This window comes from Rahnella perminowiae (genome assembly GCF_019049695.1).
Lineage (GTDB): Bacteria > Pseudomonadota > Gammaproteobacteria > Enterobacterales > Enterobacteriaceae > Rahnella > Rahnella perminowiae.
Genome location: NZ_JAFMOT010000165.1, coordinates 36,396 through 55,631 on the forward strand (window position 1 = coordinate 36,396; position 19,236 = coordinate 55,631).

Genomic DNA, 19,236 nt, shown 5'->3' on the forward strand with positions numbered 1-19,236 from the left:
GGGTTAGATATAGACTCGAATTATTCGTTCTGTTCTAACTCAGGGTTTGTAATATGGATAAGCTGCGGAATATCGAAGTCTTTGTCAGCGTAGTAGAAACCGGAAATTTCAGCACCGCGGCAGAAAAACTGGGGATCTCCGCAGTGATGGTTGGCAAGCACATTCAGCAGTTAGAAAAGTATCTGAATGCCCGCCTGTTGCAACGCACCACCCGCAGGCAAAGCCTGACCGATGCCGGTGAAGTATTTTATGAGAATGGAAAACGGGTGCTGGAACAGATGAAATTTACGGAAAGCGCGATGGAAAGCCTGCAAAGCGTACCGACCGGGCTGCTGCGGGTCAGCGCGCCGGTGTCACTCGGCTCCAGCGTGGTAGCGCCGATGCTGGCCCGTTATCTGCAAAAACACCCTAAAATCAATGTGGAGCTGATACTGAGCAATGCCCGGGTGGATTTGCTCGCAGAGGGTTTTGACGCGGCGATTCGCATTGGCGAAACAGGTGATGACCGGCTGGTCGCGAAGCCGCTGGCCCCCTATGAAATGGTGATCTGTGCTTCTCCGGAATATTTGCAGCGTTTTGGTATGCCCGCTTCGCCTGAAGATTTGAAAACGCACCCGTGTCTGGTGCATACCGTCTGGAATCAGAGCGAAGGCTGGCATCTGGCGAATGCAGAGCACACCACGTCAGCGTGGCCTGTCCATAGCCGTTATGTATCAAACGACGGCCATGCATTACGCGCCGCTGCGCTGGAAGGCGCCGGTTTGCTGTTGCAGCCCAAAGTTCTTCTGGCCAGTGATATTGCCAGCGGAAAACTGATCCCTGTGCTTGAGTCTTTTATCCCGAAGCCACGTCCGGTACATCTGGTGTATCTGCCCGATTTCAGACCACGCGCCAAACTCACCAGCCTGATTAATTTTATGACTGAACACACCTTTTACTGAGGCACTGTTCAAAATAAAAAACGGTGAGTGATCGCTCACTCACCGCCTGATTTAACTTTCTGTAGCAAACGTGATCAGAGCTTAAAGCCTGCAACCACGGTCTCCAGTTGAACGGTCTGATCCTGCATCGCCTGTGCGGCAGCCGAAACCTGCTCAACCAGCGCGGCATTCTGCTGCGTCGCATTATCCAGCTGAGTGATCGCGACGTTAACCTGCTCAATGCCCAGACTTTGTTCCTGACTGGAAGACATGATTTCGTTCATCAGTGTCGCAACATTATTTACGCCGCCCATGACTTCATCCATCGTCGTCCCGGCGGTCGCCACCAGTTCGCTGCCGGTGGAGATATCTGCCACCGAATCCTCGATCAGTTTTTTGATTTCACGCGCCGAAGTGGCCGAGCGCTGTGCCAGACTGCGTACCTCGGATGCCACAACGGCGAAGCCACGCCCCTGTTCACCGGCACGCGCCGCTTCAACCGCCGCATTCAGCGCCAGAATGTTAGTCTGGAAAGCGATGCCGTCGATCACGCTGATGATATCGACGATTTTATGAGAAGAACGGGTGATCGAACCCATGGTCTCAACCACTTGTTTCACCACCTCCGAGCCCTTCTCAGCAACAGCAGAGGCATCACGCGCCAGCTGGTTAGCCCCTTCCGCATTGGCAGCGTTCTGTTTCACGGTGCTGGTCAGTTGCTCCATTGAGGCTGCCGTTTCGACAATCGAACTGGCCTGCTCTTCGGTTCGTGCTGACAAGTCCAGGTTACCGCTGGCAATCTGACGCGAGGCCGAGGTGATCGCCAGACTACTGTCGCCGACCTGACGCAGAATCGACTGCAGGAAAGACAGGAAGCCGTTGAAATTCTGGTTGATCTGATTGAACTCAGGGCTTCGGCTTTCCGGCAAACGACGGGTTAAGTCGGCACCGCCGGCGGAAAGCTGGGCGATATTTCTATTCAGTGCTGCCAGCTGGCGCATGAAAATTTTAATTGCGGCGATCAGAACGATCAGTAACAACAAGACCATCGGGATTTGAACCAGTCCGAGGCTCGCCAGAATGCTGTGGCTGCGCGCCAGTAACTGGCTGGTCGGCATATCAGTGGCGATAAACCAGGGTCCCTGAATGTTACTCATGAATAGGGTGTGCGACGTGCCGTCATTGTCGTAGTCAGCGATCAGACTCGCCTGTCCGTTGATCTGATCCAGACTTTTGCGGATCTGCATCGCCAGGGGAGAAGTCTCACCCAGTGAAGCCAGTTTCGGCAATTTTTCATCGGTAGAATGGCTGGTACCGACAATTGTGCCGTCTTTTTCCACGATATAAATTTTCGCATGAACCTTTTTCTCCATCTCCGTCACCAGTTGGTTAAAGAAACCCAGTGTGACGTCAATGGTTGCGACACCCCATTGTTTATCGCCTTTGTAAATCGGCATCGCACAGTTAGTCCGCGGCTGCGTGCTGGCGTCATCGAAATAAGCAGGCGCCCAGACACACTGGCCCTTTTCACCTTTTGAAGCCGCCAGATACCACGACTGATCGAAATAGTTGGGAGATTCAGCGCTGTTCCAGAAGGTATTGACCGTCAGCTGATTATTATTATTACGGGCAAAGAAAGTGCTGAATTTGATTTTGGCCGGATCGCGTTGATTCGGCAGTGGCCAGATCCCGCCGCCAAATACCGCAGCGTCACCGTACTGATCAACCAGTGCCGGAAGTAAACGATCGATACTGTCGCTGTCCATTTGTGCGACAGTCTGGGTAATGGTCCGTACCTGAGACTCAACTTTATTCAAGCGGTCATTAATTGCCACTGCAACGTCATCCACCTGATTAGCCACCAGATTACTTTCTGTCTGCTTCAGCTGGGGAGCGATATACACCTGGATCACGATAAGCGTAACGATGACCAGCGCAATAAAAAACAAGCTGATCAATGCGATAAAGCGGGATTGCGTTGTTTTTAACATTTTTGGGCACTCACAGGCAAAGCAGCGAGATCGCTGCTTAATTAGTAACGGCATTTTCTGACGTTTCTTTATGTTGCTATAGTAGATATATCTGGCGTGAGAAGGGTATGCGTAAAAAACCAGAACATCATTCCAATGATATTCTTTCTCAATAAGGGACTTAGGCTGTGATGGCTTTCACTTTATGATGATGAAATATTGTCGGAAAAGGGAAAAAAGTGTGCAGTGCTGCGGGTTTTAAGCGGTTTTTAATGATTTCTCTTAATGTTATTCTTTAGCACAATTGAGAAAATGCGGTCGAACCATTAATCATGGAGTGAACAATGGCGTGCCATTTTGCAAGATGGGCAATGACGGATGCAGAACCGGATACACACCGGTTGCCCAAAGAGATCATATTATTCGCCAGACACCTTTCCGAAAAACAGCGCAAGCGTTTCTTAAACGGCCGCGTTCTGCTGGCTGAAATGATTTTCTATCTTTACGGCATCGCTGAGCTTCCCAACGTTATTACGCTGCCGAGCGGTCGTCCAAGTTTTGAATCCCCTGATCTGCCGGATTTCAGTCTGGCGTATGCCGGAAGTACCGTCGGTGTTTTAATCAGCAGCGAAGGAAAAGTCGGCCTCGATCTCGAAATCATTCATGCCCGCAGTGCGCTGGTGAATCCGCAACAGCAATTACAGCTTTCTGCCGTGGAGAAAACCTGGATTGCCATGCAATCGGATCCGGTGGAATCCTCGCTTCAACTGTGGTGTATCCGCCAGAGTATGCTGAAAATGTCCGGCCTGAACGATCAGAGCCCGCTTACGCTCAGCCTGAATCCTGCTTCGGGTCGTTTGCGGTCTACCATAACGCCCGAGGCGCAGGTGATGAGTGACATTGAAGGCTCAATTACCTGGGCCTGTGCGCAATCTCCCTCAATTATCCGTTTGCAATGCTGGCGTTATGAACCTGAAAACGGCTTTACCCGCACGCAAACCCTGTCAGTCGATCAGCAATCTGAATCACCACACTTCATGAAGTTCATCAGCCTGCCACCCGCTAAATAAAACTACACGTTTGTTTACGCCAGTTGTGATGTTTTCGTTTATGGTTACAGGCAATTCCTTTCGAAAAGTCACCCATAACAGGAGTTACCCATGTCAGCTCAACCACTGAAGTTTGTCACACTGTTAGGCAGTCTTCGTAAAGCGTCTTATAACGGAATGGTCGCCCGTACTTTGCCGAAAGTGGCACCAGAGGGCATCAGTATTGAGGCGTTGCCTTCCATCGGTACACTGCCGCTTTATGATGCAGATATTCAGCAGGAAGAGGGTTTTCCGGCCGATATAGAAGCCATAGCAGAGCAAATCCGTCAGGCTGACGGCCTGATCATTGTGACGCCGGAATATAACTATTCTGTGCCAGGCGGCCTTAAAAATGCCATCGACTGGATTTCCCGTTTGCCGAATCAGCCACTGGCGGGTAAACCGGTGCTGATCCAGACCAGCTCAATGGGCCCGGTCGGCGGCGCACGTTGCCAGTATCACCTGCGTCAGATTCTGGTGTTCCTGGATGCGATGGTGATGAATAAACCTGAATTTATGGGCGGCGTGATCCAGAACAAAGTGGATGAGCAGATTGGTGAAGTGATTGATCAGGGCACGCTCGATTTCCTGCGCGGTCAGCTTACGGCATTTGCCGACTATACGCGTCGCGTCAGCAAGTAATCTACAGCCTCAGAAATGCAAACAGCCCGCAAAATTGCAGGCTGTTTTTTTTTGCCGTCACGAAAATCAATGTCCGTCAACAAATGCGATTTTCAGCACAAACAGCAGGGCGACAACGACCACACACGGACTGATTTCTTTCCAGCGACCGGTACCCAGTTTCATTACCACGTAAGAGATGAAACCCAGCGCGATACCTTCGGTGATCGAGAAGCTGAACGGCATCATCACCGCCGTCACGAATGCCGGAACGGCTTCGGTCAGATCATCCCATGAAACGCGTGCGAGACTGGAGGTCATCAGCACGCCCACATAAATCAGGGCACCGGCAGCCGCGTATTCCGGCACCATACCTGCGAGCGGAGAAATGAAGATAACCAGCAGGAACAGCAAACCGGTGACGACTGCCGTCAGACCGGTACGCCCCCCGACAGAAACGCCGGAAGTGCTTTCAATGTAAGCGCCAACCGAAGAGGTGCCGATAAAAGCGCCTGCGACAGACGAGATGCTGTCGACATACAAGGCCTGTTTCATCTGCGGGAATTTACCTTGCGCATCCGCCAGACCCGCTTTGTCCGTCACACCGATGAGCGTGCCGGAGGAGTCAAACAGGTTCACCAGCATGAAGGAGAAAATGACGCCTGCCAGTCCGATATTCAGCGCACCTTTCAAATCCACCTGGCCGACGACCGTAGTGATGCTCGGCGGCATCGACCAGAAACCGGTGTAATGCACGTCGCCGATCATCAGACCAATGACTGTCGTGACAATAATCGACACCAGTACCGAGGCGTGAAAATTGCGCGATGCCAGCACGGCAATAATGAAGAAGCCCAACACGCCGAGCAGCACGTTGTGTGAGGTCAGGTTTCCGATGGTCACGATGGTGTCAGGGTTCGGGACGATAATACCGGCGTTTTTCAGCCCCATCATGCCAATAAACAGCCCGATACCGGCGGTGATACCCACGCGCAGACTGACCGGGATGTTTGCAATCATCCAGTAACGGATGCGGAAAATGGTCAGCAGCAGCAAACCCACGGCACCCCAGAAAATCGCGCCCATCCCGATCTGCCAGGAAACGCCCATCGCGCCCACCACCACAAAAGCAAAGAACGCATTCAGACCCATCGCCGGTGCCAGAGCGACCGGAAGGTTGGCGATCACGCCCATCAGGATGCTGCCGAACGCGGCAATCAGACAGGTGGTCACGAACACGGCCTGTTTATCCATGCCCGCGACGCCGAGAATTTGCGGGTTCACGAAAACAATGTAGACCATGGTCAGAAAGGTGGTTAAACCGGCGATAGTTTCGGTGCGTACGGTGGTGCCGTGCTGCGTCAGTTTAAACAGACGTTCGGCCAGTCCTTTACCCGCAGTCGCATTGCTCTGTGGTGTGCTCATTGGTGAGTTCCAAAATAGGGGAAAACAATCGGGGGGTATCCTAAGGATTTTAGCCCTAAAGCGCCAGCACTGGATGTATGGGATTAAATCTATCGTTGGGGTAGAGTGCCTGAATGCTTACCAATAGATGAAGTGTTCACAGGGAGAAAGTATGTCACAGGTTGAATGCGTCTTTTTTGATTGCGACGGTACGCTGGTAGACAGTGAATTATTGTGCTGCGAAGCCTATGTTGAGATGTTCGCGCATTTTGGCGTGACGGTTTCATTCGACGAAATGTATAGGAAATACAAGGGCGTTAAACTTTACGAAATCGTGGCTATCGTCAATAAAGAACACGGTATCGATGTGCCGAAAGAAGAGATGGAAGTGGTGTTCCGCCAGCATGTTGCGCGGCTTTTCGACAGCAAACTTGAGCCGGTTGTCGGCGCGCATGAGTTACTCGAACAAATTACCGTGCCGATGTGCGTTGTCTCCAACGGCCCGGTCACCAAAATGCAGCACTCTCTCGGGCTGACCGGCCTGCTCCCTTTTATGGGTGATAAACTGTTCAGTGGCTACGATTTGCAGCGCTGGAAACCTGATCCTGCCGTATTGTACAAAGCCGCCGAGGTCATGAATGTGCCGGTGGAAAACTGCATTCTGGTTGAAGATTCCGTGGCGGGTGCCCAGGCCGGGATCACTGCCGGTATTCCGGTCTTTTATTACTGCGCCGATCCGCATAATCCTCCGCTCGATCACCCGCTGGTCATCACTTTTCACGACATGAACGAACTGCCGGAGATCTGGCGTCAGATGGGATATAAGATCACGCGCTGAAAGGCTTATTCAGACATTGCATAAAGCTTGCGTGGGTGGTCAGTCCGAGCAGTTGCGCACTCTCGCAACCGTTCAGTGCATCAGCAAGATGGCTGAACATTTTTAATTCCTGCCGCCCTCTTGCATTCACACATACCACCAGGACGTTCTGTACCCGCTGACTTTCAATCAGCAGCGGGTTTTCCAGATGGACAAAAATACCGATAAAAGGCTGATCGCGCTGCCCGGAACAATGCGGCACAGCCAGATGATTAATGATCAGGTTTTCGCCCTGCGCTTCCCGCGCCACAATAAGCTCCGCCTCAGCGACGGTCAGCGCATCGCACAGGACAAGATGCTGGCAAATTCCGCTGATCACCTTTTGCCAATTATCCTGCGGCGCATTCGCGTAAGTAAAAGACAGACTCTCCGGGAAACAGACAGCGCTGTGCTGATACAACATCAGTCCGGCCAGCCTGATGCGCAGTTGCTCCAGTTCACGTTGTCCCACCAGTTCACTGACCGACCATACCGCCGTCGCATTCTCCATCGCCGGATATTGACGGTGATTATTGAGTACCAGCGCAACAGGCTGATGAAGCAGGCTGGCAAGTAGCTGTTCCGGATGCGTGGCGATAATCACATTCACACCGCTGATCTCCCGCTCGATAATTTCTTTATTAAGCGTCGCCATAGACAAATATTCACTGTAAACCACCAGATTCAGCACGGCAGATTGCGTCCGTTCCAGCGCACAGGCGAAATATAATCCTGCCCAGTCGTCGTCATAAAACTCGATCTTCAGGCTCTGATTCAATTCGCGTACAAAAGACAAACTGAGGTCAAATGCCTGAGGATAGGTCGTTTTGATTTTACGAAAATCATGCAACGGCGCGACAGGCAGAATCGTCGGGCAGGCCACCGAGCGCTTAATATGGTCGGTCAGCTGACCAACCAGTTCCTCATCGATAAGCCCCGGCAACGGCGTTGCGACGCGCGTTAACACCGTGCGGATAGCCTCGGGTGTAATGCCGGAAAGCTTGTGCCGCAAGGGTTGCAGAATCTTCACCACCGAAAGGTGGGTTGCGGGCAGATATTCCACCGCCAGCCCCAGCGCCGCCAGAAAGAGCGGCGTACCGAAAGGATAATCCAGTGTGGTTAACAGTGAGCGGGCAGACACAATGCGCGCACTGAAGGCATGCGCGCAATGTTCGCCACAACAGGCGGGGTTGCGGATAATCAGGTTCGCCAGCAATAAAACTTTTTGCCGGTCGTCGAGCAGAAGCGAATGACCATGTTTTGGCCGTGAGCCTATCAGCGGCTGCGTTCGGGATTTCTTGCGCACTGCGCTGATGAGATCGATGACGGCAGATTTACTCAGACGGAGTTTATCAGCCAGTGCTCCCAGTGGCAGACAGGCATTAAAGATCAGAGCCAGAAAGAGCGCGTCCTCCGCATTCCCCAGCAGACGCTCTATGTCACGCCCTTCTTCGACTAAAAGCTGATAACCCTCTGCGCCGGAGATAATTTTACCGGCTGCGCCCAGCCGGTAATTAATGTAGTCAATATCCCGCAACAGGGTACGCACGGAAATACGTGCGCACCTTGCCAGTGCCTGACCGCTGATCCGCTGGTGGCTGAGCGCGGATAAAATCTCTTTCTGTCGTGGATTCAACATCCCTGAGTTCTCCACAGCCCGTCAGCCGATAAATTGCGTCACCTGCTGATGAACATCCTGTCCGTAATGATTTACCAGTGAAACGACCAGACGGATCAGCATGTTATAATCCGCAGCACAAATCACTGAGGCGTTTGCATGCAGATAGCGTGTCGGCAGACACAATGCAATCACCGGCCTTCCGCCGCCCATAACGTTATAACGCCCGCCATCCGTTGCGCCGGTTTTGAGTGTGCAAAACTGCAAATCAATACCCATTTCTGCTGCGGTATTCTTCACAAGCTGCGTTAATTTACGGTGAGCAATGTAACGCTTATCGAATAAAGAAATGGCTGGCCCTGCGCCGAGTTTCAGGGGAAAGGCGACAGGACAGAGGCCCGGTGTATCACCCGCCACCAGGGTGTCTATCACAATCGCGATATCAGGTTTCACGGCTTCCGCTGACGTCTGCGCACCGCGCAACCCAACTTCCTCCTGCACCGTCGCCACGGCATAAAGCTGGATATCCGGGTTCTGGCACTGGCGGAAAATCTCCGCCACTACGGCGCAGCCCGCACGGTTATCCAATGCTTTTGCCATAATGCCGTCATCACCAAACGTGCTGAAGAAGGGCTCAGGGCAAATAAAATCTCCCACCGCCACGCCACGCTCTCTGACCTGTTCTGCCGACGCCGCGCCAATATCAATGAACATTTTTTCTATTTTCACGGGATGGCATTTATCTTCCTCCGTCAGTGCATGAGGTGAGACCGAGCCGATAATGCCGGGGATTTTTTCCCCGCTGGCGGTTTTTATTTCCACACGCTGATTGAGCATACTCTGGTTCCACCACGAACCGACGGTATCAAAGTAAATGAAGCCTTCCGCATTGATATGCTTAACAATAAATCCCACTTCGTCCATATGCGCGATCAACGCGACCTTCGGCCCGCGCGTACCTTTACGGGCGATAAAACTTCCCAGGCCGTCAAAAGTAATTTCCCCTGCGTGAGGTTTGACGGCCTGATACAGGATTTCACGGATTTCCTGTTCATCACCGCTGACGCCGGAGGCCAGTGCCAGTTTTTCCAGTAAACCGTCTTTTAAAATGTCAGATCGCATCTGTTGCTGTCCTTAACGTCTGGCGCTTCATCCACCAGTTTTTGAAAATAACGATGAAGGCCACGTTGAGCAGCAGCCCGATACCTAGCACCAGATAAAAGCTGTACCACGGCGACATCAGACCAATCAGCGGATCGAAAACCCCAAGTCCGGGTGCCAGCCGCCGGAGACCAAAGACCATCACCAGCATTCCGGCAATGCCGCCGCTCAGCGTGTTGGCAGTGATCATCGGCAGAGGAGCCGCAAGTGCATAGGGAATAGCCGGTTCGGTGGCTACCGTGGCGCCTACCACCAGCGTGCTGACCGCAGCACCCCGCTCCTGTTCGGTAAACAGACGAGGGGCGAGAAATGTCGCCAGTGCGGCAGACATCGGCGGCATCAGCGCGACCACACCGACAATGGCATACCAGTCATAAATGCCTTTATCGAGCAGTGAAAAACAGAAAAACCACGCTGTTTTGTTGACCGGCCCGCCCATGTCAAACGCCAGCATCGCGCCGACCAGACAGGCTGCGCCGAGTTTCATCGACATCGGGATGGTATTGAGCAGATGCAGCAGGAGTTCCATCATGCCGGCCATGACGGGCCCGATCAGGTAATAAGTCAGCAGGCCAAACAGCGCCAATGTCACGAACGGGATCAGCATTGAGCCGAGCAATGGCTGAAGTGAATTTCCAAGTCGGACTTTACGCAATGCACGGACGAAATAGCCGATGCTTAACCCGAGGACCACCGCGCCGAGAAAACCTGCGCCGGAACTGGTGCCCAGAATCGCGCTGTCATTGGCCAGATAACTGACCAGGAAGGCCGGGGCAAACGCCGGTTTATCGCCTACCGAACTGGCAATGTACGCACCCATTACCGGGATCATGAATTTGAACCCCAGATAACCGATGGATTCCACAATCCAGGTAAAGGATGGCGAAACGTCATTGCCCTGCGCAATATATGGCAACCCCATCTGCACCAGCATATTGGCCAGCGCCACCAGCAATCCCCCGCCGATCACAAACGGTAAAGCTGCTGAGACACCCGCCATCAGATGATTCATGATGCTGTCGGCTTTCACCGGCTGCTGACCAAGCCTGACGCCGGATGCCTCCTTCATTAACATTGCTTTTTCTTCCAGCGTGTTGAAGACAAGCGGAATGTTTTTCAGCGCGTCAGAAATTTTCATTTCCAGTACGCGTTTTCCGGCAAAGCGACGGCGATCGTCTTCACTGAGGGTTCTGCCCAGCGCCAGAATGACAAAATCTGCGGCCTCAATCTCCTGCGCGGTCAGTGTATTTTCCACGCCGCTGGCGCCCTGCGTTTCAACTTTAATATCGTGTCCCAGCGAACGGGCTTTTCTTTCCAGTGCCTCAGCCACCATATAAGTATGCGCAATACCCGCCGGGCAGTTGGTCACGGCGACCAGTCTCCAATTGTTTTCCATTGCCGACGTCCTGTCAGGAAATAGCGTTGAAAATCAGCTCAACAATGCCGTGTTCATCACGGGTTTTGAGTGCTGCGATAAAATCTGGATTGACCATTTTCCGACACAGTTTAGACAGTAACAACGTGTCGGCGTCTGAACCATTTTCGGGGATCATCAGACACAGCCAGCAGGAAACCGGCTCATCATCTGAGGCATTCCATGTGACCGGATGCGCAGTTCTGGCTACCAGAATACCGGGGGATGTGACACAGGCAGAACGGGTATGCGGCAGCGCGACGCCGTCACCAAATCCAGTAGAGCCATGTAATTCACGCACGGTGAGTGCCTGCGCAAAAATTTTAGGATTGTTAATTTTTCCAAGGCCAGCGGCCATTTCGGCCAGCTCATGGAGGATTTCAGCCTGTGTACGGCCGCGAAGGGAAAGGTTTATCGCCTGAGAAGAGAAAAGCGTCATGATGAAAACATCCATGTGAGAACAGGGTTTTCAGTATAAACAAAGCGCAGTGGGCGAATGATCGCCAATATGTCACGTCAGGAATGACATATTGGCAATGAATCAGTTTTCAGAGGCGGACGGATCGTAAGCCTGCATCCGCTTTTCCAGCTCAGTCAGGGAGCGCAGGCCATCGGCCAGTGGCAAGGTTTTATCATTAAAGATTTCCAGTGACCACGGGCCCGTGAAACCTTTACGGTTCAGCGTGCTGACGAAATCTACCAGCGGTAAATCGCCCTGGCCGGGATAACAGCGGTAACTGCGGCTCCACTGCTGCACGTTCATGTCTTTAAACGGCGCATCGGCCAGTTGCAGGAAACTGATTTTTTCCAGCGGCACTTCATCCAGACGGTCCAGATTGTCACCCACCGCTAAGATATGAAAACTGTCGAGCACGATACCCAGCGCCGGGCTATTCACCTCGCGCACCCGATCCCACGCCTGACGGTAGCGGTTGATATGCTTCCCCCATGCCAGTGCTTCATAGCCAATGCGGATAGCATACGGCTGCGCCATTGCGGCCAGCGCCGCGAGATCGGCAATCTGTACCTCGCGCTCCGGCGAACTGGCGGGATCAGTATTGCTGCACACCAGTAAATGGTCGCATCCCAGTTCGCTCATCAGATCGAACTGACGGCGTGCGCTGGCAAGTTTTTCAACCCGCTTCTCCGCAGGCACCCCTTCGAAATCACGGAAAGGTTGCAGCAGGAAAATGCGCAGGCCGAGGGAATCGGCCAGGTTACGGATAGCCGCCGGTTTGACCGGACTTTTAAGTAAATCATCTTCGAATATCTCTACACCATCAAACCCTGCCGCCGCAATAGCAGTGAGTTTTTCTGGCAAAGTTCCTGGTACTGAAACTGTCGCAATAGAATGTAACCGGGTTGTTGCAGGCAAAATGGCGTCCTTTAATTCAGGCTTCGATACTTACAGTAGTGAACCCTCATGCCACGTTCGTCAAGTGCGGCGAAGTTGTATGAACGCACAGATTGTATCTGGACGAAGCAATGGTTAATCTCTGTGGCGAGAATGGGGTTAATGAAGAGGATAAGACGCTGAGCAGCCAAAATTCCCCGGCGCCGGGACGTAAAAATGATCCGATAGGGCTCAGGCAGCGCATTTTCGACAGTGCTCTGGCTGAATTCGCTGAATCCGGTCTGATGGGCGCGCGCATGGAAAACATTGCCTCCAATGCCCGTACCACGAAACGTATGGTGGTCTATCACTATAAGACCAAAGAAGCCCTGTATATGCTGGTGCTGGAGCACGTTTATCGCGGTATTCGTCAGCATGAACTGGAACTGGACTTATCTTCCCTGCCACCGGCGGAAGCGATCGTTAAACTGGTGGAAGCCAGCTTTGATTTCCATGTCTCTCATCCGGAATTCATCCGTATTGTGTCCACGGAAAACATGCTGCGTGGCCGGTTTATCCGCCAGTCCACCAGCATCCGTGAAATTAACAAAACGGCATTAACGCTGCTGGAAGATATCCTTGAACGTGGTAAACAAAGCCATCTGTTTAAGGATGATGCGCAGGCGCGTGACGTTCACCGCCTCATCAGCAGCCTGTGTGTGCACCAGGTCGCTAACCAATATACGTTCGGCGCTTTGTTTGAAAATCCGGATGAAGGGGATTTACAGACCGCCCATTATCGCCAGCTGGCTGTCATGGTTGCCCTGCGATATGTGATGAAATAATTGTGTTGATCGGACGCTGGTATCGATCTGAAAGCAAAAAGGCCTCGTCTGAGGCCTTTTTTGTGCGGCAATCTCAGCAAACCGTTATTCTTTCGGCGCGTCTTTGCCGTCTGTCAGTAATTTATCCAGTGCGTCGCCGCCGACATGACGGAAATCCTGACCTTTCACGAAGTAGAAAATGAACTCGCAAATGTTCTGGCAGCGGTCACCGATACGCTCGATAGAACGGGCGCAGAACAGCGCGGTCAGCACGCTTGGAATCGTCCGCGGATCTTCCATCATGTAAGTCATCAGCTGGCGCACGATGCCTTCATATTCCTGATCCACTTTTTTGTCTTCACGGTAAATACGCACCGCTTCGTCAAGATCCATACGTGCAAAAGCATCCAGCACATCATGCAGCATCTCTACGGTATGACGCCCCAGCGATTCCAGGCTGACCAGCAACGGCTGGTGCAAATGTGAGAATTTTTCCAGCGCCGTGCGGCAGATTTTATCGGCCACATCACCGATACGCTCGAGTTCAGAAATGGTTTTGATAATCGCCATCACCAGACGTAAATCGCTGGCGGTTGGCTGGCGCTTGGCAATGATGCGCACACAAGCTTCGTCGATCGCCACTTCCATCAGGTTAACTTTGTCATCGCCTTTGATAACGCGTTGCGCCAGTTCGGCATCCTGATTGTGCATCGCAGTGATGGCATCAGTCAGTTGTTGCTCAACCAGGCCACCCATCGCCAGAACCTGTGTGCGGATGTGCTCAAGCTCTGCATTAAACTGGCCAGAAATGTGTTTGTTTAAGTTCAGGTTATCCATTCTTTTTACCTCAACCGTAGCGGCCAGTAATGTAATCTTCAGTCTGTTTGCGCGCTGGTGAAGTGAACAGCGAGTCAGTGTCGCTGTATTCGATCAGTTCGCCCAGATACATAAACGCAGTGCGATCTGAACAACGCGCAGCCTGCTGCATGTTGTGGGTCACAATCACCACGGTGTAATCAGATTTTAGCTCGGTGATCAGTTCTTCGATACGACCGGTAGAAATCGGATCGAGCGCGGAGCAAGGTTCATCGAGCAATAAAACGTCAGGGCGGATCGCAATACCACGCGCGATACACAGACGCTGTTGCTGACCGCCGGACAGGCTATAACCGCTCTGGTGCAGCTTGTCTTTGGATTCATTCCACAGCGCGGCTTTAGTCAGCGCCCATTGCACGCGCTCATCCATGTCCGTGCGGGACAACTTCTCAAACAGGCGGACACCAAACGCAATGTTGTCATAAATTGACATCGGAAACGGCGTCGGTTTCTGGAAGACCATGCCAACTTTGGCACGCAGCAGCGCGATATCTTGCTTATCAACCAGTATGTTTTCGCCATCAAGCAGGATTTCACCTTCAGCATGCTGTTCCGGATACAACTGGTACATTTTGTTAAACGTACGCAGCAGCGTGGATTTGCCACAACCTGAAGGGCCGATGAATGCCGTGACTTCGTTCTTAGCAATATCCAGGGAAATATTTTTCAGCGCGTGGAATTTGCCGTAATAAAAGTTCAGATCACGAACCTGAATTTTGCTGTTGGATGCGTCAGTCATTCGACTCATTAAGACATCTCTCTTTTTCGTGCGCCGCGTGGCGACGCCGGGTAAACAGTGACAGCAGCCGTTATCGCCTGCCATCAATAATGAATTAACTTATTGCTTTTTCGGGGCAAAAATCACACGCGCCAGGATGTTCAGTAACAGCACACAAACCGTAATCAGCAGCACGCCCGCCCAGGCCAGTTGTTGCCATTCGCCGAACGGGCTCATCGCAAACTTAAAGATGGTGACCGGCAGGTTAGCAATCGGCTGCATCATGTCGGTGCTCCAGAACTGATTGGAGAGCGAGGTGAACAGCAGCGGCGCGGTTTCACCGGCAATACGGGCAATCGCCAACAGTATCCCGGTAATAATGCCGGAAACAGAGGCTTTCAGCGTGATGGCTGAGATCATTTTCCACTTCGGCGTACCCAGCGCATAAGCCGCTTCACGCAGGCTGTCCGGCACCAGTTTCAGCATATTTTCCGTGGTGCGGATAACAATCGGGATCTGTAACAGCGCCAGCGCCAGCACACCCGCCCATCCGGAGAAATGCCCCATTTTTGCCACCATGATGGTGTACACAAACAAGCCCACCACAATCGATGGCGCGGAGAGCAGGATGTCGTTAATAAAACGGATGAATTCCGCCAGCCAGGATTTACGACCATATTCGGCGAGATAAATCCCGGCCATGACGCCCAGTGGCGTACCAATCAACGTGGCCCATAAAATCAGTAATCCGCTGCCCGCAATGGCATTAGCCAGACCACCGCCTGCCGTATTCGGTGGCGGGGTGTTCTGCGTGAACAGCGCCAGCGACATTCCGTCTACACCTTTAACGATAGTGGTGAACAGGATCCACACCAGCCAGAACAGGCCAAACGCCATGGTCAGCATGGAGATCATCAGTGCCAGACGGTTTTTCTGACGGCGCCACGCCTGACGTTTTCGACGCGATTCCAGCAGCGCCGGGGTACTTTGCATGTCGAGTGTCGTCATCTTAACGGCCCTCTTTCTTAGCCAGACGCAGGATCATCATTTTCGACAGCGCCAGAACAATAAAGGTAATGACGAACAGGATCAGTCCCAGTTCCATCAGTGCAGAGGTGTGCAATCCGGCTTCCGCTTCGGCAAATTCGTTCGCCAGTGCGGAGGTAATACTGTTGCCCGGCGCGTACAGCGATGCGCTGTCGAGCTGGTAGGTGTTACCGATAATGAAGGTCACCGCCATGGTCTCGCCAAGTGCGCGTCCCAGGCCTAACATCACGCCACCAATCACACCATTTTTGGTGAATGGCAGCACGATGCGCCAGATCACCTCCCATGTGGTGCAACCAATGCCGTAAGCAGATTCTTTCATCATCACCGGCGTTTGTTCGAATACATCACGCATAACGGAAGCTATATACGGGATGATCATAATGGCGAGAATGACACCTGCCGCCAGAATACCGATACCGAAACCCGGGCCGGCAAACAGTTCGCCAACAATCGGGATACCGGAAAGCACGTCGCCCACCGGCGTCTGGAAATATTGCGCAAACAGCGGGGCGAAAACGAACAGACCCCACATGCCATAAACAATACTGGGGATAGCCGCCAGCAGTTCAATAGCAATCCCCAGCGGGCGCTTCATCCAGTTAGGTGCAAGCTCGGTGAGAAATAATGCGATGCCAAAGCTCACCGGAACAGCAATCAGCAGGGCAATAATGGAGGTTACAACCGTGCCATAAATCGGCACCAGTGCACCAAATTGTTGGTTCGGCGCATCCCAGGTTTTCGTCCACAGGAAGGATAATCCGAACTTTTCAATGCTCGGCAGAGAAGCAATAAACAGCGAGACGATAATGCCGCCCAGCATAAATAGCACTATCAGCGCTGCCAGTTTAACCAGCGCGCCGAAGATGATGTCACCGTTTTTGCCAGGTGCCTTGATAGCCGGCTTGTATTCAGCCATACCACTCTCTTTTAATTCAGATTTAATTCCCTCCCCGGCCGGAGAGGGAATGAAGCAGAGTTACTATACCCAAAATAATTGGAGTTGCACCAAGGCAGCAAGCAAGTGAATCCCGATGAGCTTACTCAAGTAAGTGATTCGGGTGAACGAGCGCAGCTAACGCCGGTGCAGCTTCAGGTATGACGGGTATTCCTAGTACAGTGCTTTACCGCTGCTGTCTTTGATGTTGGTCTTCCAGGCTGCACGGATCTGCTCTACAACAGAGGCTGGCAGTGCGGCATAGTCCAAATCAGTTGTCAGTTTGGTGCCATTTTTGTAGGCCCAGTCGAAGAACTTCAGCACTTCTGCGCCCTTCGCTGCATCTTGCTGATCTTTGTAAACCAGGATGAAAGTGGTGGAGCTGATTGGCCACGCATTATCACCTTTCTGATTGGTCAGGTCCTGAGCGAAGGTTTTGCTCCAGTCAGCGCCTTTAGCAGCTGCACTGAAGGAGGCTTCCGTCGGGCTGATAGCTTTGCCGTCTGCATCGACCAACTTGGTATAAGCCAGGTTATTTTGCTTAGCATAAGCATATTCAACGTAACCGATTGAACCTGGCAGACGCTGTACGAATGCGGCCACACCGTCATTGCCTTTGCCACCGAGACCCGTTGGCCAGTTCACCGTTGAACCTGCACCGATTTTGTCTTTCCACTCGCTGTTGACTTTCGCCAGATAGCTGGTGAATACGAACGAAGTACCGGAACCGTCAGCACGACGCACCACTGCGATGTTGGTGTCTGGCAATTTCACACCCGGGTTCAGCTTAGTGATCGCTGCGTCGTTCCACTTTTTGATTTTACCGAGGTAAATGTCACCCAGCGTTGCGCCATCGAGTGTCAGCTGACCAGATTTGATGCCAGGGATGTTAACAGCCAGCACCACGCCACCGATCACGGTAGGGAACTGGAACAGGCCATTTTTATTCAGATCTTCTTCTTTCATCGGTGCATCAGATGCGCCGAAATCAACGGTCTTGGCGATGATTTGTTTTACGCCGCCGGAAGAACCGATGCCCTGGTAGTTCACCTGAGTACCGGTTGCTTTCTGATATGCGTCAGCCCACTTAGCGTAGACAGGTGCGGGGAAGGTGCCGCCAGCGCCAGTCAGGTTAGTGGCAGCGAAAGCAGACATTGCTGTGAGGGAGAAAGTCGCTGCTACAAGACCGGCGACGGTGTTACGCATCAATTTCATGTTCCACTCCTGGTGGTTTTAAACTTCCCGACTGATGTCGACGTTAATTAAAGTGTTTGGCACAGGAGGAAAATAGGACAGTTTAGTGACAGTAAAATGTACGTTATATGACAGTTTTATGACACCGTTCACAATTCGAACCACCCGGGCAATATGAAGGTGTTTTAAGCGGGAAAAGCCGGTTATTACACCGGCAGATAATGAAAAACAGGTAAATTAACGCCCTTTTTTCTTACGACCAGGCTGGGCAAAACGCTTGCGGGATGCAGAATTAGCTTCAGGTTTTTCGGTATTTTTTGTTTTTGTGGCAGCCGGTTTTGTGACAACCGCTTTTTTAGCCTGAGTATGCTTTGCCTGCGTTTTTTTCGCCGGTTTATCTTCAGACGAGGAGTTTTCAATCAGCTTAAACAACTCAATCAGTTCATCATCGGTCAGATCGCGCCATTCGCCCAGCGGCAATCCTTTCAGATTGATGTTCATGATGCGCACGCGTTCGAGCTTAGTGACCTCAAAACCAAAATGCTTGGTCATGCGACGGATCTGACGGTTAAGGCCCTGCACCAGCGTAATACGAAACACCATCGGCGCTTCTTTCTTCACTTTGCACTTTTTGGTCACGGTACCGAGCATCGGCACGCCCGCGCCCATACCGGCAATAAACTCGTCTGTGATCGGCTTGTTGACGGTGACGATGTATTCTTTTTCGTGGTCGTTACCGGCACGCAGGATTTTGTTGACCAGATCACCGTGATTGGTCAGTAAAATCAGGCCCTGGGAATCTTTATCCAGACGGCCAATCGGGAAGACGCGTTTGCTGTGGTTAACGAAATCACGGATGTTGTCCCGCTCACCTTCTTCCATCGTGGTGATGATGCCGACAGGTTTGTTCAGCGCGATCAGTACCAGATCTTCTTCATCTCGCGGTTCGATAACCTGACCATTCACTTTCACCACATCGCCGGCAAATACCTGAGCGCCTACCGCGGCACGCCTGCCGTTAATAAAAACATTTCCCTGTTCGATGTAACGATCGGCATCGCGGCGCGAGCAAATTCCGCTCTCGCTGATGTATTTGTTAAGACGAATGGAGGAATTGGTCAGCATTCAGCGGGGTACCTTCAGAAAAACGCGAACTATACCTTATCCGGGGCGGGTTACGAAGCCTGAGAGGGGAGAATCGTGATCGGCTGCCGGGAAAGTGGGGAATCAGGCAAAAACATTCTGAAAATAGAAA

General features: G+C 52.2%; 18 protein-coding genes. 5 read left to right on the forward strand and 13 right to left on the reverse strand.

Features of this window, described 5'->3' with window-relative positions; all coding sequences use genetic code 11:
* The first annotated feature begins 53 nt into the window (after nt 1-53).
* Nucleotides 54-941 (forward strand): LysR substrate-binding domain-containing protein, encoded by an 888-nt coding sequence (locus J1781_RS07380; RefSeq protein ID WP_217138543.1) that lies wholly within the window; start codon nt 54-56, stop codon nt 939-941.
* Nucleotides 942-1,015: 74 nt separating this feature from the next.
* Here J1781_RS07380 and J1781_RS07385 read toward each other — a convergent pair whose 3' ends face one another.
* A complete protein-coding gene (locus J1781_RS07385) occupies nt 1,016-2,911 on the reverse strand; it encodes a methyl-accepting chemotaxis protein (RefSeq protein ID WP_217138544.1) in 1,896 nt (631 codons plus the stop codon).
* 323 nt (nt 2,912-3,234) lie between these two features.
* Here J1781_RS07385 and J1781_RS07390 point away from each other — a divergent pair, with 323 nt between their 5' ends.
* On the forward strand, nt 3,235-3,960 hold the full coding sequence (locus tag J1781_RS07390; protein ID WP_129954103.1) for a 4'-phosphopantetheinyl transferase family protein: 726 nt from the start codon (nt 3,235-3,237) through the stop codon (nt 3,958-3,960).
* A 90-nt stretch (nt 3,961-4,050) separates the two neighbouring features.
* Nucleotides 4,051-4,620: an NADPH-dependent FMN reductase gene (locus J1781_RS07395; RefSeq protein WP_217233400.1), complete on the forward strand. Its 570-nt coding sequence runs from the start codon at nt 4,051-4,053 to the stop codon at nt 4,618-4,620.
* Nucleotides 4,621-4,686: 66 nt separating this feature from the next.
* On the opposite strand, the gene J1781_RS07400 is transcribed toward J1781_RS07395, so the two are convergent.
* On the reverse strand, nt 4,687-6,024 hold the full coding sequence (locus tag J1781_RS07400; RefSeq protein ID WP_047609954.1) for an NCS2 family permease: 1,338 nt from the start codon (nt 6,022-6,024) through the stop codon (nt 4,687-4,689).
* 151 nt (nt 6,025-6,175) lie between these two features.
* Here J1781_RS07400 and yieH point away from each other — a divergent pair, with 151 nt between their 5' ends.
* On the forward strand, nt 6,176-6,841 hold the full coding sequence (yieH, locus tag J1781_RS07405) for a 6-phosphogluconate phosphatase (protein WP_217220951.1): 666 nt from the start codon (nt 6,176-6,178) through the stop codon (nt 6,839-6,841).
* On the opposite strand, the gene J1781_RS07410 is transcribed toward yieH, so the two are convergent.
* The 5 genes from J1781_RS07410 to J1781_RS07430 form a co-directional block, all read right to left on the reverse strand.
* The gene (locus J1781_RS07410) at nt 6,831-8,498 is read right to left on the reverse strand and encodes a PTS sugar transporter subunit IIA (protein WP_217233401.1); all 1,668 of its coding nucleotides are present in this window, start codon (nt 8,496-8,498) and stop codon (nt 6,831-6,833) included. The two genes, yieH and J1781_RS07410, sit on opposite strands and share 11 nt — an antisense overlap.
* 21 nt (nt 8,499-8,519) lie before the next feature.
* The gene (locus tag J1781_RS07415; protein WP_129991551.1) at nt 8,520-9,599 is read right to left on the reverse strand and encodes a zinc-binding metallopeptidase family protein; all 1,080 of its coding nucleotides are present in this window, start codon (nt 9,597-9,599) and stop codon (nt 8,520-8,522) included.
* Entirely contained in the window at nt 9,589-11,034 is a 1,446-nt protein-coding gene (locus J1781_RS07420) for a PTS fructose-like transporter subunit IIBC (RefSeq protein ID WP_217220954.1), read from the reverse strand. Before J1781_RS07420 ends, J1781_RS07415 begins: the two co-directional genes overlap by 11 nt.
* A 13-nt stretch (nt 11,035-11,047) precedes the next feature.
* A complete protein-coding gene (locus J1781_RS07425) occupies nt 11,048-11,491 on the reverse strand; it encodes a fructose PTS transporter subunit IIA (protein ID WP_217220955.1) in 444 nt (147 codons plus the stop codon).
* Between the two features lie 102 nt (nt 11,492-11,593).
* The gene (locus J1781_RS07430; protein ID WP_238483487.1) at nt 11,594-12,373 is read right to left on the reverse strand and encodes a sugar phosphate isomerase/epimerase family protein; all 780 of its coding nucleotides are present in this window, start codon (nt 12,371-12,373) and stop codon (nt 11,594-11,596) included.
* Between the two features lie 164 nt (nt 12,374-12,537).
* Here J1781_RS07430 and J1781_RS07435 point away from each other — a divergent pair, with 164 nt between their 5' ends.
* Nucleotides 12,538-13,230, forward strand: a complete 693-nt coding sequence (locus J1781_RS07435) for a TetR/AcrR family transcriptional regulator (protein ID WP_129954119.1) — start codon at nt 12,538-12,540, stop codon at nt 13,228-13,230.
* A gap of 84 nt (nt 13,231-13,314) precedes the next feature.
* Here J1781_RS07435 and phoU read toward each other — a convergent pair whose 3' ends face one another.
* The 6 genes from phoU to rluF form a co-directional block, all read right to left on the reverse strand.
* A complete protein-coding gene (gene phoU / locus J1781_RS07440; protein WP_112290873.1) occupies nt 13,315-14,046 on the reverse strand; it encodes a phosphate signaling complex protein PhoU in 732 nt (243 codons plus the stop codon).
* Between the two features lie 10 nt (nt 14,047-14,056).
* Nucleotides 14,057-14,824 carry a phosphate ABC transporter ATP-binding protein PstB gene (gene pstB / locus J1781_RS07445; protein ID WP_013577692.1) on the reverse strand — a complete coding sequence of 256 codons (768 nt, stop codon included), beginning with the start codon at nt 14,822-14,824 and terminating at the stop codon, nt 14,057-14,059.
* A gap of 99 nt (nt 14,825-14,923) precedes the next feature.
* Nucleotides 14,924-15,811: a phosphate ABC transporter permease PstA gene (gene pstA / locus J1781_RS07450; protein ID WP_129991556.1), complete on the reverse strand. Its 888-nt coding sequence runs from the start codon at nt 15,809-15,811 to the stop codon at nt 14,924-14,926.
* 1 nt (nt 15,812) lies between these two features.
* A complete protein-coding gene (gene pstC, locus J1781_RS07455; protein WP_129954123.1) occupies nt 15,813-16,769 on the reverse strand; it encodes a phosphate ABC transporter permease PstC in 957 nt (318 codons plus the stop codon).
* A gap of 192 nt (nt 16,770-16,961) precedes the next feature.
* Nucleotides 16,962-18,002: a phosphate ABC transporter substrate-binding protein PstS gene (gene pstS / locus J1781_RS07460; RefSeq protein WP_129954125.1), complete on the reverse strand. Its 1,041-nt coding sequence runs from the start codon at nt 18,000-18,002 to the stop codon at nt 16,962-16,964.
* 216 nt (nt 18,003-18,218) lie between these two features.
* Nucleotides 18,219-19,106, reverse strand: coding sequence for a 23S rRNA pseudouridine(2604) synthase RluF (gene rluF, locus J1781_RS07465; protein WP_217233402.1), 888 nt, complete (start codon nt 19,104-19,106; stop codon nt 18,219-18,221).
* Nucleotides 19,107-19,236: the final 130 nt, after the last annotated feature.